Below are 13433 nucleotides of genomic sequence, written 5' to 3'. Positions count from 1 at the left end.
CCCGGCAATCTCCCGCACACGCCCCGCCGCCGCCCACCGCCCCCGTGGGCGCCCGCCCGCCAACGTCCCTAGCCTGGAAGCAGGAGGAGGCGAAGCACCATGCTTGGAGACGCACCACTGCAGGCCGTCATCCCCGCCGCCGACCTCGCCCGCGCGAGGAGTTTCTACACCGACACCCTCGGCCTCAAGCTCGCCGAGGAGACCGACGAGGAACTGGTCTGCGACTGCGGCGGCACCCAGTTCACGATCTACCACACCCCCAGCGGCGGACAGGCCGCCCACACCCTCGCCAGCTTCAAGGTCGCCGACCTCGACGGCGCGATGTCCGCCCTGCGTGAGCGCGGCATCACGTTCGAGGAGTACGACTTCCCCGGGCTGAAGACCGTCAACGGCATCGCCGAACGCGACAACCTGCGCGCCGCCTGGTTCAAGGACAGCGAGGGCAACATCCTCTGCCTGGCCCAGTCCGTCAGCCAGTAGCACGATCCCCCCGGCCCCGCCCTCGGCTCAACCCGCTGCCCCGCCCGTTCACCACGAGCAGACGGGGTAACGACCCAGACGACCGGACGGGAGGCTCAGCGCATGCCCTCGTGCCGGGGAACCCCGTGCCGCAGCCGATGCTCCGCGAGGCGCTTCCGGTCGACGACGTGATCCGGTGTCTCCCGCAGCCGGCCCAGCACGGAGCTGTCGTCGCGGCTCACCACCGTGAGGTCGTCATTGACGATCAGCATGCCGAAGTCGAACAGCACGTGGTGGTTGGCACACAGGCAGAGAACGTTGTCGACGGTGTCCGCTCCGTTGTGCGGGCTCCCCAGGGGCGTGATGTGTGCGGCCTCGGCGTAGGCGCCGCCCGGGACCGCCATGCGGACGCCGCACACCTGACAGGTGTAGTCGTGCGCACGTTTCACGTGGGTGGCGATCGCGGTGTTCCGGACGACGCGCACGACCGATGTCGCGGATCGGACGGGCCCCGCCTGCCCGACGTCCTCACCCTTACCCTTCCGGACGTCTTCCGCCTGACCCGCCTCCCGACCATCCTCATCCGTCGGAGCCGTCACCCGATCCGACACCCGGGCGACTGCCGCGGCCTGTTCGGCCGGGGAAAGGGCTACCAGGCGGAACCGCCACACGAGGAAGCCGCCGGAGGAGGTCTCGGACCAGAGGTCCTCGACCCGGAAGAGCCCGTCGTAGCGGTAGAAGGAGCGGGTCGCGGTGGTGACTCCCCGGACCACGCGAACCGGGGCCCCGGTCGCCGCGCTCGTCGCCAGGGCCGCGTTGCCGCGCGTCAGCTGCTGGTTCCGGGCCGGCTGCCCCGTCTGCGGGCTCCGCCCGCCCTCCCCGGTGTAGAGGATCACATCACCGAGATCCTCGTCGTCCTGGTACCCACCGGAGACCACGATCGATTCCGCGCCGAGTTCTCGCAGACCGCAGATACCGGCCTGGAGCGGCCGGTGCACGCCGGCGAGCGAGAGCGTCCGCCGGTTGTCGAACTCCTGGCCCAGTCGTACGCCCGGCACCGGCCCGATGCCGTCGGGGAACGGGCCGAACTCGACGGGCGCCTGCCCTTCCGGGAGGGCCGTGGCCAGTTCCCTGACCCTCGCCCGCTCCCCCTGCCGCGCCGTCTGGGCGCGGAAGAGCACTTCCCCGATGAAGGTGTCCCGGGTGGCCGCCAGCCAGGCGCTGTCATCGGCGCGCAGCGCGGACAGCCCGTCGAAGAGTTCGCGAAGCCGCGACTCCGTCGGAATGGTCCGTCCGTCCAGGTAGGAGTCGAGGGTTCGCGCGCTCAGGTCGCAGTGGCGCGCCACCCGTTCGGTCGACGGGTCGCCGACCTTGTTCCACAGTCCGCGCAGCGCGCGGGTGAAGTCCTCCTCCTCGGGTGTGCGGCCTGCTGTCGCCGCGCCCTGCCGCCGGGCCGCCTCCGCGAGGCCTTCCTCGGCGGCTCGTCGCCGGTCGTGCCACTGCCGCCGTTCGAGCTCGCTGCCGCTGCCCCACGCCTCGACCATGGCGTCCAGGTTCTTGGCGCTCGGCAGGCGGGATCCGTTCAGGGCGGCGTAGACCGCCGTCCGCGAGGCGCCTAGCGCGACGACCGTCTCGACCGTGCCCCGGGACCGTTCCTTGAGTTCGCGGAGCTCGTGGGCGAAGGAGACCAGCGGGCCCGTTCCACTCAGCGGGAGCCTGCGCGCCATATCCCCACCGTGAGATTCCTCACAGTTCCTCTCCCATTTCCTGTGATGCGGGTCACATCATCGACGTCGGTACGTCTCTGACCTGGACCAACATCAACTTTCTCAAGTCCCGCGATGTTTTCTGCGGTTTTTCGGCCTTCCGCAGCTCTGTCATCGTATCCACTGTCGGTACGAGCCGTACGCCCCACAACGGAGCGACGGCTCCCTGCGTCAACAGGAAGCCGTCATCACTCGTAGCCCCATCAACACCCGGAGAACTACATGCACGAGGGTACGGGGATTCCCGCGTCGGGCGGAAGCGCCCAGGCCACGGGCACCGCACCGCCCGCACCGGGCCCCCGCTGGCTCGCTCCGGCCGGAGTCGCCGCGACCGGCGCCGGCCCGGTCGCGGCCGGGTTCCAGAGCAACAACACCATCGCGATCATCTCGGCGGCCCCGAGCCTCGTCGTGGTGCTGCTGTTCTTCTTCGGGGTCGTCTGCCCGGCGGTCTGGTCGCGCAAGGCCCAGCGCAAGAAGGCGGCCCTCAACGTGCTCAACACCCTCATCGGGCGGAACCCCACGAGCCTCACGAGCCCGCCGCCCCGACGGTAGACCCACGACCACACCGCACCCGCTACCCGGGCCCCGACCCCCACCCCAGACGCCCGACGCCGCCCACCCGCCCGCGGACGGACACCTCCGGTGGCGGGGCGGGCCGGGCTGGCCTTGACTGGGGCGGATCGTTGCCCCGCTGCGGGAGGACCGAGAGATGAGGTCGGTGAGGGAGGCCGCCAGCCGTTGGGGGGAGCGGCTGGCCCGGGGGCGCGGGCGGTGGGAGCGAGCGCGGGCCGAGGCCGAGCGGCGCTTCCCCGTGATCACCGAGCTGACGGCCCGGCTGCTCTCCCCCGGACTGCTGGACGCCGCCACCCGGATGGCCTCCCAGATCTTCCTGACCTCCGTACCGCTGCTGTTCGCAGTGGCCGCGTTCGCCCCGGCCGATGTGCGGGACCAGCTGGTGGCCTCGCTCCGCGCGCTGTTCGGCGTCTCCGGCGCCTCGGATCAGGAGCTGCGCCAGGCGCTGTACGGCAACGGGGACCTGCGGGGCACCACCGGAATCATCGGCGTGCTGATGGCACTGCTGTCGGGGACCAGTTGCAGCCGCGCGGTGGCCCGGGTCTGCGAGCACGCCTGGCGGCTGCCGAAGGCCGGGACCCGGGCGGCGGCCTGGCGGTGGCTGCTGTGGATCGTGGCCTGGCTGACGGTGCTGGTCTTCCAGGGCTCGCTGCGGGACGGCTTCGGCGTCGGCTTCTGGCTGGGCCTGCCGCTCACCTTCGCAACGTCCTTCGTGGTCTGGTGGTGGACCACCCACCTGTTGTTGAGCGCCCGGGTCGGCTGGCTGCCGCTGCTGCCCGGCGCGCTGCTGACGGCCGCCGCGGCCACCGCGATGTCGCTGACCGCCCCGGTCTACATGCCGGGCGCGCTGAACCGTAGTCTGGCCCAGTACGGTTCGCTGGGGCTGGTGCTGATACTGCTGTCCTGGCTGATCGCGCTCTGCGCCGCCGTCACCTTCTCCGTCACTGCGGGGGCGGTGCTGGCCCAGGAGCCCCCGCTGAACGTCTACCTGGGCGCGCCCGCCCCGGGCCCCCCGCGCACCCGCTGATCCATCGGCGCCGCCACCACGGCGCAGCCGCCACCGTCCCCGCCACCATCACCGCAGCCGCAGCCGCCCTCGGACGAGCCGGCCCGTGGCGACCGGGTCCCAGGAGCCTGGGCGGTCCCGGGTCAGCGGGTAGCAGGCCAGGCCGATCAGCACGGCGCTGAAGTGGCCGATGCTGGTGTAGTCCCGGCTCTGCGCGACACCCAGGCCGTAGAAGACCAGCACACCGGCCACGTACAGGTACCGCCAGGGCCGCACGATCAGATAGGTGAGCACCGCGACCACCCCGGCGAGCGCGTAGCTGACGCCGTAGTCGAGGGTGTAGACGGCCCTCGGCGGGGCGATGCCGCGGTGGATCGCCCACCCGAGCAGGCCCTCGCTGAGGTAGGTCGCGCCGACGTGCGCGATCATCGCCACCGAGATCCAGCGCAGGGTGCCGAGCCAGCGTTCGGCGGGCACGTGGAAGAGGTTGTAGAGCAGGAAGTAGCTCAGCCACCCGCCGCCCGCGATCCACAGCGCGCTGGTGATCAGCACGCGCACCGGTGAGACCTGGAGGTGGTGCAGGTTGGTCGAGCGCCGTTCCAGGATCCGGTCGGCGGTCGCGGTGTCGACGTGGCGGATCACCTGCGTGGTGGCGAGCAGGATCGCCAGCCACACGTAGGTGCCCGGGGCCCGGCGGACGTAGGTCCAGGCCGCGTGCGCGAGGCGTGCCCACCAGGGGCGCCGGTGTCCGGGCGCGTTGGTGGTGCCACCGGTCATCGGCGCCTCCTCGACGGTCCCCTTCACCCTCACCCGGGGCACCCCCCGGCGCGTCGACGCGGTGCGCCCTTCGGGTGAGCGGGTCTCGCGGACGGTCTCCCGCGTCCCCCACGCCCTGGGCCTAGGGGCTCTCTTTCGGATCACGCCGGGCGCGCGACGCCGGAGCACGCACCTCGCCGCGTTGTCGTCGGTCGCCGATACTCCGCATGGACTCCCTCCTCCGCCTTGCGATGCACGCACTCCGACGCCGCGCGCTGATCCGACGTGATCCGAAAGAGAGCCCCTAGCGCTGGCCGCCGTGGTGGTCCGCGCGCTGAACGCCGACCCGGCCGGGCGCCCGGCGGACGGCGCGGCGCTGCTGGAGCTGCTGGAGCTGCTGGAGCTGCTGACGGCCGCTCCGGTCCCGGGCAGCCCGGCGCCGAACGCGAGTTCGGTCGGCGAGGAGATCACCCGGGGCTGGCGTACGCTGGCGCTCTGACCGCCCGGAACGGGCCGCCGGGGGCCGCCGGGCGGCACCACCGGGACCGCACAGCGAGGGCGACGGGCACGATGAGCGAGCGCGGCACAACGACCGCACCTGCAGGTCTCGACGCCGGCGCCGACGCGCGGCACCCGGCGCTGCGCGTGGCGGACCGGCTGCGGCTGACCACGGTGTACGTGCTGCTGCTGACCGCGACGGCCTGCTGGCTGGCCGGCCAGAGCCACGGCGCCCGGGCCCGGTTCGTCCGGCACAACAGCAGCAACGTCCACCACATGGAGGTCGGCAAGTGGTGGACGATGTTCACCAGCGGGCTGGTGGTCGACGGGGTGCCCGCCTGGGCGGGCATCGCGGCGGTGGCCGTGGTGCTGGGTCTGGCCGAGTGGCGCTGGGGCCCGGCCCGGGCCGGCGCGGTCTTCGTCTTCGGGCACCTGGGCGCCACTCTGCTCACCGAGGGCGCCATGTGGGTGATGCTCACCGCCCGGATCCCGGGGGCGCTGTCCCGGGCGCGTGACGTCGGGATCAGCTACGGGCTGGTCGGCACCGCCGGCTGCCTGCTGGCCCTGGGCCCGGCTCCGCTGCGCCGGTTCGGGCTGCCCGCGCTCGGGCTGGGGCTGGCCGTGACCTGGGCGCTGGACCAGCAACTGGCCGACGCCGGGCACCTGGTGGCGCTCGGCCTCGGCGCGCTGGCCGCCCGGACGCCCTGGCTGCGCGGCCGGGCGCGGGCCCGGGCCCGGGTGCCGGTCTCCGCCACGCGCTGACGGCCCTCCGCCGTTCCTCCGGCGCTCCTCCCGACGTTCCTCCCCGGGGTCTTGCGATCACCCCCACCCCGAGTAATGCTGATTACATGATTACAACCTCGCCCGAAGAGCTCCGGGGGTGGTTCACCGGCCGCCTCCCCGCCGACCTGTTCACCGATCTCGTCGAGATCACCCCGGACCGCGAAGAGATCACCGTCGTCGGCCGCATCACCGAACCCGTCCTCGACCAAGCAGCATCGGACGCCGAGCGCGAAGCGGCGTTCGAGGGCCGGATCGCCGAGTTCCGCGACCGGACCAGGGACGCCCGGATCGCCGTCGCCCGGGAGGCCGAGCGCCGTTACGGCCGCAAGGTCTCCTGGGGCGCCGAGTGCGGCGACCTGAGGGGCATGTTCACCACCGTCTCCGCCCCCGTCATGACCCGGCTGCGCCAGCCCGAACGGCAGGTGCTCGACACCCTGGTGGAGGCGGGCGTCGCCCGCAGCCGCAGCGAGGCGCTCGCCTGGTGTGTCCGCCTGGTGCAGCGCCACTCCGACACCTGGCTCACCGAACTGCGCGAGTCGCTGGAGAACGTCCGCCGCCTGCGCGCCCAGGGGCCGGACGCCGACAGCGCCTCCTGACCCCCGCCCCGACATCCGACCTCCCAACGCGCCTGGGAGAAAGCCGGGTTGAGGTACGGCGACCACCGATCGGCCACGGCCGGGGGCGGCAACAGGAGCGGCCGCCCCTCGCCGAGCCGATCGTATGCTCTTGCGGTACTCTGCAAACCTATGCCAGAGTGCGGGCATCGGATACGCCGAATCCCCTCACACGTCGCTAAGTCAGGAGCCCGCGCCTCGCGGGTCAAGGGTGCATGCATGTCGAAGGTCTTGAGCAAGCTGCCGGTCGGTGAACGGATCGGCATCGCATTCTCCGGTGGATTGGACACCTCCGTCGCCGTCGCGTGGATGCGCGAGCACGGCGCCGTCCCCTACGCCTACACGGCCGACATCGGCCAGTACGACGAGCCGAACCTCGCCGACGTCCCGGCCCGCGGCCGCGCCTACGGCGCCGAGCAGGCCCGGCTGGTCGACTGCCGGGCGGCGCTGGTCGAGGAGGGCCTGGCCGCCCTCGCCTGCGGCGCCTTCCACATCCGCTCCGCCGGGCAGACGTACTTCAACACCACCCCGCTCGGCCGCGCCGTGACCGGCACCCTGCTGGTCCGCGCGATGCGCGAGGACGAGGTCTCCATCTGGGGCGACGGCTCCACCTACAAGGGCAACGACATCGAGCGGTTCTACCGCTACGGCCTGCTCGCCAACCCCAGCCTGCGGATCTACAAGCCGTGGCTGGACCAGCGGTTCGTCACCGAGCTCGGCGGCCGCAAGGAGATGTCCGCCTGGCTCTCCGAGCGCGACCTGCCGTACCGCGACTCCGCCGAGAAGGCCTACTCCACCGACGCCAACATCTGGGGCGCCACCCACGAGGCCAAGCGGCTGGAGTACCTGGACACCTCGATGGAGATCGTCAGCCCGATCATGGGCGTGGCCTTCTGGGACCCGGCGGTCGAGATCCAGACCGAGGACGTGACGATCGAGTTCGAGTTCGGCCGTCCGGTCCGCATCAACGGCCGGGCGTTCGCCGACGCCGTCGAGCTGGTGCACGAGGCCAACCGGATCGGCGGGCGCCACGGCCTGGGCATGTCGGACCAGATCGAGAACCGCATCATCGAGGCCAAGAGCCGCGGCATCTACGAGGCCCCCGGCATGGCGCTGCTGCACACCGCCTACGAGCGGCTGCTCAACGCGATCCACAACGAGGACACCGTCGCCACCTACCACACGCAGGGCCGCCGGCTCGGGCGGCTGCTGTACGAGGGCCGCTGGTTCGACCCGCAGTCGCTGATGCTCCGCGACAGCCTGCAGCGCTGGGTCGGCCAGCCGGTCACCGGCAGCGTCACGCTGCGACTGCGCCGCGGCCAGGACTACTCGGTGCTCGACACCCAGGGCCCGAACCTCAGCTACCACCCCGAGAAGCTGTCCATGGAGCGCAGCGTCGACGCCGCGTTCGTCCCGGACGACCGCATCGGCCAGCTGACCATGCGCAACCTCGACATCGCCGACTCGCGCAGCAAGCTGGAGCAGTACGCGGTGCACGGCCAGCTGGCGCCGTGGAGCGGCCTGATCGGTGAGCTGGCGCCCGGCGGGGCGGCGCCGATCGCCGCCGCCGGCCCCGACGCCGAGGCGCTGGCGGCCAAGTCCACCGCGCTCGACAGCGCCGCGATCGAGTCGGGCAACGACTGATCCGCTGCCGTGACCACGTCCGAGGGCCGCCGCACCGCACCGGTGCGGCGGCCCTCGGCGGTTCCGGGCGAACGACGGCCGTTCCGGGCCTGAGCACCACCCCCGGACCTCACCCGCACAGCGGCCCCGGCCGTGCACGGCGGCCCCGGGCGTAGCTGAATGGGGCAGACGTGTGCCCGGCGGAGCAGGCCCGGGGCAGCGGCTTCACCAGACGCCCCGGGGCAGCGGTTTCACGGCACGGGCCCGAACCGCGGCTGCGCCGGACGGGCGCTGACGGCGGCTGCGCCGGGCGAGCCCGGGCGACGGCGAGGAGGCGGGAGCGGGATGGGCGAGGCGGTCGGTTCGATGCTGGCGTCGGCGGTGGGCCTCGCGATCAGCCCGCCGGCGCTGGTCGCGGTGGTCCTGATGCTGGCCGCACCGCGCGGGCGGACCATCGCGCTCGCCTTCGCGGCCGGCTGGGCGGTCGGCCTGGCGGCGGTGGTGGCGGTCGTGGTGGCGGCGGGCAGCGCACTGGGTTCGGGTGGCGGCCGGCCGACCTGGTCGTACTGGCTGGAGCTCGCGCTGGGCGTCCTGTTCGTCCTGATGACCGCGAAGCAGTGGCGCGACCGGCCCCGCGCGGGGCACGTCACCGCGCCGCCGAGGTGGATGCGGGAGGTGGGCCGCTTCAGCGCGGGCCGGTCGGCCGGTCTCGCGGTGGCCCTGGTCACGACCGGCCCGAAGAACCTGGCACTGGCCGTCGGCGGCGCGGCCTCGATCGCCGCCAGTACGGCCGGGGTCGGGGGCACGGTGGTGGCCGCCGCGCTGATGGTGCTGATCGGTTCGCTGTGCACGCTGCTTCCGCTCGCGGTCCACCTGCTCCGCGGGGACCGCTCGGCGCGGACCCTCGGGGAGTGGAAGGCCTGGCTGGCCACCCACAGCACGGCGATCACGACCACCGTGCTGGCCGTGATCGGGGCCGAGTACGTCGGCGACGCCATCACGGGGCTCGCGTGAGCCCGCGGGCGGCGGCCGCCCCGCTGCCACCACCACCGCCCTCCACCCACCAGCGCCCCACCGCCCCACCGCCCGGCTCACCGGATGCGCACCACCCCTCTCCCCCGCACCGACCGCAGGCCCAGCCGTCCGCCGTCCGCCCCCGGGCGCACCGCCAGCACGTCCCTGAGCGTCAGCAGGATCTCGCCGTCGTAGCGCTCGGCCAGTTCCCGCGCCAGTTGCGCGGCGCCGCCCGGCCCGGCGTCCGGGGCCAGGGCGGGCAGGTGACCGGGGGCGCTGAGGTCCTCGGCCTGGGCGGCCCAGCGGGCCGCGTCCCGGGTCTCGCCCTCGGCCGCGTAGTGGACGGCCAGGCAGTGCACGGCCAGCTGGTCGCCGTACTGCGTCGCGATCCGCCACCAGAAGACGCCGTCGGCGGTGCGGCCCATCCCGTAGAGCAGGCAGCCGAGGGTGCGGAAGGCCGTCTTCTCGGCGAGTTCGAGGTCCAGAGCCAGTTCGGCCGGGTCCACCGCGCCCGCCACGGTGGCGCACAGGTGCCGCAGGTCGCGGCGGAGCTCGGTCCGGCCGCCGGCCCACGGGGGCTCGCCGAATGCGTGCGGCGGCCGGGCGTTCGCGGGCGGGCGGGCCGGGCGTTCGCGGGCGGGTGGCGCGGGCCGGCGGGCGGCGGCGAGCCGCTCGGCCAGCCGACGGGTGAAGGCGGCCGGGTCGTGGTCGCGGAACTCGCGTTCCAGCAGGGCGGCGTCCGCCCGCAGCAGTTCGGTGACCTTCACGGCGCCTGCCCGTCGTCCGGCTGCTCCAGCAGGTACTCCAGGTGGCGCCGCCCGAGGCTGTAGTAGGTGCGGGCGGTGGTGTGCGCGATGCCGAGGCTGCGGCCGATGTCCGGGTAGGACAGGCCCGCCTGGCGCAGCCGGACGACGTCGGCCTGGACCGGGGCGGCGCGTGCGAGTTCCTCCATCGCCCAGTCCAGCGCGTCGAGTTCGGCGAGCTGGTCCAGTTCGTCCTGGCTGGTGTCGGGCCGGCGTTGCGCGATGACGCGCAGCCGTTTGCGTTCGGCACGGCGGCGCTCGCGCAGGAGGTCCACCACCGCATCCTTGACGATCTTGAAGGCGAAGGCCTGCGGGTCGGCGCTGGCCAGGGCGCGGCGCCAGTTCTTGTAGAGCGTGGCGCCCGCGTTCTGGACGGCGTCCTGCGCGTCCTCGCGATGTCGCAGGCGCTGCTGGGCGTACCGGAGGTAGCCCGGGTGCTCGCGGGTGAAGAAGGCCTCGAAGTCGGCCGGCAGCGCGCCGAGCGGGTCCGCCCGCAGGTCCCGCTTCTCGCCCGGCCCGGGGGTGTTCAGCACACGCGCCCCCCTTTCGTGGGTCAGCTGGCCGGCCCACCGGGTGGCACGCCGACGGCCCCTGGGGGCTCGTGGTGTAACCGTCCGGGCGGCCCGGGTTGTTGACCGGATCGGGCGGACAATTGGCGACCGTTTCCGTTCACTTTCGAAAACCGGCGCTGACCTGCCGGTTCGGCCCCGACAGGAGCCCGGGACCCAGACGCACGTGACCCACGTCACAGACCGTGGACCGCCCGACTTGACAGGGAGGATGCCGCGACTACGGCGCCGGCTCCACCACCGCCGAGTCCAGCGCGGCGGTCACCCGCTCCAGCAGTACGCGCAGCGCGGCCAGGTCCTCGACCGGCAGTCCGGTCGCATCGAACAGCCGGCGCGGCACCCGGCCGGCCCGCTCGCGCAGGGCGGAGCCCTCGGCGGTGAGGCTGACGGTGACCGACCGCTCATCCTCCGGGCTGCGCTCGCGCCGCACCAACCCGGCCGCCTCCAGCCGCTTGAGCAGCGGGGAGAGCGTGCCGGAGTCGAGCCGCAGGCGCTCGCCGATCCGCTTGACGGGCAGGTCGCCGTCCTCCCAGAGCACGAGCAGGACGAGGTACTGGGGGTAGGTGAGTCCGAGGTCGCGGAGCAGCACCCGGTAGACGCCGCCGAAGGCGCGGGAGGCCGCGTTCAGCGAGAAGCAGATCTGCTGGTCGAGGCGGAGCAGTTCCTCGTCCGCCATGCCGGGGAGCGTGGTCATGGCTCCATGGTACCGATCACCCTCACGCCATTCAGTTGTGCGCAATTGAATTGTGTGCTCTACTTATCTCCAGAGGGCGGCCCGGCGGCCGCCGGAACACACGAAGGGAACCGACCATGGACGCGCTCTACACCGCAGCCGCCACCGCCAACGGCCGGGAGGGCCGCGCCGTCAGCTCCGACGGGCAGCTGGACCTCGCGCTCGCGATGCCGCCCGCGCTCGGCGGCAGCGGCCAGGGCACCAACCCCGAGCAGCTGTTCGCGGCCGGCTACGCGGCCTGCTTCGCCAGCGCCCTCGGCCTGGTCGGCCGCCAGGCCCGGGTCGACACCAGCGAGGTCTCGGTCACCGCCGAGGTGTCGATCGGCAAGGACGGCGCCGGCTTCGGCCTGGCCGTCGTGCTGCGCGTCGAACTGCCCGAGGCACTCGCGGACGGGACCGGCGAGCAGCTGGTCAAGCAGGCGCACGAGGTCTGCCCGTACTCGCGCGCCACCCGCGGCAACATCCCGGTCGAGCTGGTCGTCGAATAGGCCCAGCAGGCCACGCACGCCGAGTAGACCGCGCAGGCCGAACGGGCTGCGCAAACGCCGGCCAGGCCGCCACCGCAGACGGGCCCGCCACACGCACCACCGTGTGGCGGGCCCGCGTGCGCCCCGGCTCAGCCGTCACCCGGCCCGTTCACCGAGCGCAGCGTGTCGAGCCTGTGCCGGTACTCCTCGGTGTCGATCTCGCCACGCGCGAACCGCTCCGCGAGCAGTTGCTCGGGCGTCGGCCCGGCCGCCGCGCCGTGCGGTGCGCCCCACCCCGGCCCCGCCGCACCCGAAGCCGCCGAACCCGAACCCGGCCCCGCCGCACCCGGACCCGCCGGGCCGTACGGCAGCGGTCGACGCGACCGCGACACGTACCGGAACAGGGCGATGGCGGCGAGCACCAGCACCAGCAGGACCAGCAGCGTCAAGACCGCCATCACACCGATGCCCCAGCCACCCAGGACGTGGCCGTGTCCGTGCCAGTACCTCATGGGGACCTCCTCCTCCGGCCCCGCAGCCGGGGCCCGCCGAGGTGACCAGCGCCTCACCACCATCGTGCGCCCGCACCGGGCCGAAGCGCCCTGAAGAAAGCCTGAGAAAACGTTCCGGCGCTCAGCGCCCGGCCCACCGGGGTAGCGTTGCCGCCCATGAACCACCACCCACCGGCCGACGACCGCTCGCCCGAGCAGCTCGTCACGGCCGGGGTACTGCGGCGCCACGGGGACCACCGCCCCCATCCCGCGCTCGGCCACTCCCCGATCAGCTACGTCTCCACCGCGCTCTGGGCCGAACTCACCGCGCTCGCCATCGCACCGCCCGCGGCCGAAGCGACCGCCACCGCCCTGCTGCGCGCCATCGCCGCGCGCGCCGTGGACGCGGCCCTGGCCCCCGGCAACGAACGCGCCCCGCGCGACGACCTGTACGTGGCCCACCCCGCGCACATCGGCGCGCACCGCCGGACGGTCTGGTTCCAGCGCTCCGGCCCGCGCGGCCCGGTCACCGCCACCTTCGCCCCGTGAGGCGGGACGCTCAGCGCTCGACCTGAAGGCTGTGGCAGACCCAGCTGAGCCGGTCCGGCCCCTGCAGCGGCGGCCGGTCGTGGTACGTGCCGTCCGCGACCGACAGGTTGACGATCAGGTACGCCTGCCAGCCGGGACCGACCCCGTGCAGGTCCGCGTAGACCAGCTCGTCCTCGACGTACCAGTCCACCGAGTTCGCGCCGAGCACGACCCGCAGGTCGAAGGTCGACCCGGGCGCGATCCCCGAGCCGGCGCCGTGCCAGTACCGGTACCCACCCCGGACGTGGTTGGAGAACTCCAACAGGTCAGGGTGGTCGGGGTGGTACTCGAAGAGGTCGACCTCGTTGCCGCCGTCCCGCCAGGTCCAGACGGCCGGCCAGGCACCCAGGCCGACGGGCAGCGTGATGCGTGCCGACAGCTGGTCGCCGGTGCGGGCCTGGAAGCCGTCCGGACTGCCCTCGGTGGTGAGCAGGTTGCACGTCCAGAGCCCGCCGACGAGCCGCCGGGTGGCGCTGAACACGCCGCCCGGGCAGTAGCCGCGGCCGAGGTAGTCGAGCTTGTGGTCGCTCCGGTTGGTCGGCCCCATCCGGGGGTAGGCACTGGTGCGCCCGGCAGTCCACTGTCTGGTCGAAGTGAAGTCCGCGTCGAATACGACCGCCACGGCCGCCTCCCCTGTGCTCCGGCGCCCCGACAGTTCGACCCGCCGGGCACACAGGGTGAGTTACCCGA

General features: G+C 73.3%; 17 protein-coding genes. 10 read left to right on the top strand and 7 right to left on the bottom strand.

The genetic code is table 11. The features are described 5' to 3' along the window. Window positions 1-99 precede the first annotated feature (99 nt). Window positions 100-480 (top strand): VOC family protein, encoded by a 381-nt coding sequence (locus tag A6F73_RS30480; protein WP_063350712.1) that lies wholly within the window; start codon window positions 100-102, stop codon window positions 478-480. 95 nt (window positions 481-575) lie between these two features. Here the strand turns inward: A6F73_RS30480 and A6F73_RS39675 are convergent, their stop codons facing one another. Further along, the gene (locus A6F73_RS39675; protein ID WP_244293558.1) at window positions 576-2186 is read right to left on the bottom strand and encodes a YDG/SRA domain-containing protein; all 1611 of its coding nucleotides are present in this window, start codon (window positions 2184-2186) and stop codon (window positions 576-578) included. A gap of 261 nt (window positions 2187-2447) precedes the next feature. Between A6F73_RS39675 and A6F73_RS30470 the strand changes: the two genes are divergently transcribed. Together A6F73_RS30470 and A6F73_RS30465 are read left to right on the top strand one after the other, a co-directional pair. Next, window positions 2448-2777: a hypothetical protein gene (locus A6F73_RS30470; RefSeq protein WP_063350711.1), complete on the top strand. Its 330-nt coding sequence runs from the start codon at window positions 2448-2450 to the stop codon at window positions 2775-2777. 157 nt (window positions 2778-2934) lie between these two features. Then, window positions 2935-3825, top strand: a complete 891-nt coding sequence (locus A6F73_RS30465) for a YhjD/YihY/BrkB family envelope integrity protein (protein WP_079136152.1) — start codon at window positions 2935-2937, stop codon at window positions 3823-3825. 48 nt (window positions 3826-3873) lie between these two features. On the opposite strand, the gene A6F73_RS30460 is transcribed toward A6F73_RS30465, so the two are convergent. Beyond that, window positions 3874-4581 (bottom strand): rhomboid-like protein, encoded by a 708-nt coding sequence (locus A6F73_RS30460; protein WP_063350710.1) that lies wholly within the window; start codon window positions 4579-4581, stop codon window positions 3874-3876. A gap of 298 nt (window positions 4582-4879) precedes the next feature. On the opposite strand from A6F73_RS30460, the gene A6F73_RS30455 reads away from it, so the two are divergent. From A6F73_RS30455 to A6F73_RS30435, 5 genes are all read left to right on the top strand, one after another. After that, window positions 4880-5059, top strand: coding sequence for a hypothetical protein (locus tag A6F73_RS30455; protein WP_063350709.1), 180 nt, complete (start codon window positions 4880-4882; stop codon window positions 5057-5059). Window positions 5060-5130: 71 nt separating this feature from the next. After that, complete coding sequence (locus A6F73_RS30450; protein ID WP_244293557.1) at window positions 5131-5820, top strand: rhomboid-like protein; 690 nt, start codon at window positions 5131-5133, stop codon at window positions 5818-5820. A gap of 86 nt (window positions 5821-5906) precedes the next feature. Next, the gene (locus tag A6F73_RS30445) at window positions 5907-6437 is read left to right on the top strand and encodes a hypothetical protein (RefSeq protein ID WP_063350708.1); all 531 of its coding nucleotides are present in this window, start codon (window positions 5907-5909) and stop codon (window positions 6435-6437) included. Between the two features lie 237 nt (window positions 6438-6674). Further along, the gene (gene argG / locus A6F73_RS30440; protein WP_063350707.1) at window positions 6675-8099 is read left to right on the top strand and encodes an argininosuccinate synthase; all 1425 of its coding nucleotides are present in this window, start codon (window positions 6675-6677) and stop codon (window positions 8097-8099) included. Between the two features lie 324 nt (window positions 8100-8423). Beyond that, a complete protein-coding gene (locus A6F73_RS30435; RefSeq protein ID WP_063350706.1) occupies window positions 8424-9092 on the top strand; it encodes a GAP family protein in 669 nt (222 codons plus the stop codon). 77 nt (window positions 9093-9169) lie between these two features. Here the strand turns inward: A6F73_RS30435 and A6F73_RS30430 are convergent, their stop codons facing one another. The 3 genes from A6F73_RS30430 to A6F73_RS30420 all read right to left on the bottom strand — a co-directional run bounded on the left by A6F73_RS30430 (window position 9170) and on the right by A6F73_RS30420 (window position 11158). Then, a complete protein-coding gene (locus tag A6F73_RS30430; protein ID WP_063350705.1) occupies window positions 9170-9859 on the bottom strand; it encodes a hypothetical protein in 690 nt (229 codons plus the stop codon). Then, window positions 9856-10428 carry a sigma-70 family RNA polymerase sigma factor gene (locus A6F73_RS30425; protein ID WP_063350704.1) on the bottom strand — a complete coding sequence of 191 codons (573 nt, stop codon included), beginning with the start codon at window positions 10426-10428 and terminating at the stop codon, window positions 9856-9858. Before A6F73_RS30425 ends, A6F73_RS30430 begins: the two co-directional genes overlap by 4 nt. A 256-nt stretch (window positions 10429-10684) precedes the next feature. Beyond that, the gene (locus tag A6F73_RS30420) at window positions 10685-11158 is read right to left on the bottom strand and encodes a MarR family transcriptional regulator (RefSeq protein WP_063350703.1); all 474 of its coding nucleotides are present in this window, start codon (window positions 11156-11158) and stop codon (window positions 10685-10687) included. 116 nt (window positions 11159-11274) lie between these two features. On the opposite strand from A6F73_RS30420, the gene A6F73_RS30415 reads away from it, so the two are divergent. Beyond that, window positions 11275-11685 carry an organic hydroperoxide resistance protein gene (locus A6F73_RS30415; protein WP_063350702.1) on the top strand — a complete coding sequence of 137 codons (411 nt, stop codon included), beginning with the start codon at window positions 11275-11277 and terminating at the stop codon, window positions 11683-11685. A 128-nt stretch (window positions 11686-11813) separates the two neighbouring features. Here A6F73_RS30415 and A6F73_RS30410 read toward each other — a convergent pair whose 3' ends face one another. Further along, a complete protein-coding gene (locus A6F73_RS30410) occupies window positions 11814-12176 on the bottom strand; it encodes a hypothetical protein (protein ID WP_063350701.1) in 363 nt (120 codons plus the stop codon). 156 nt (window positions 12177-12332) lie between these two features. Here A6F73_RS30410 and A6F73_RS30405 point away from each other — a divergent pair, with 156 nt between their 5' ends. Beyond that, on the top strand, window positions 12333-12704 hold the full coding sequence (locus A6F73_RS30405; protein WP_063350700.1) for a hypothetical protein: 372 nt from the start codon (window positions 12333-12335) through the stop codon (window positions 12702-12704). 10 nt (window positions 12705-12714) lie between these two features. Here the strand turns inward: A6F73_RS30405 and A6F73_RS30400 are convergent, their stop codons facing one another. Beyond that, a complete protein-coding gene (locus A6F73_RS30400; protein WP_063350699.1) occupies window positions 12715-13365 on the bottom strand; it encodes a hypothetical protein in 651 nt (216 codons plus the stop codon). Window positions 13366-13433 lie beyond the last annotated feature (68 nt).

This window comes from Streptomyces sp. MJM8645 (assembly GCF_001625365.1).
GTDB lineage: Bacteria > Actinomycetota > Actinomycetes > Streptomycetales > Streptomycetaceae > Kitasatospora.
Note: the sequence above shows the minus strand (reverse complement) of the source record. Positions and strands in the feature narration are given on the sequence as shown.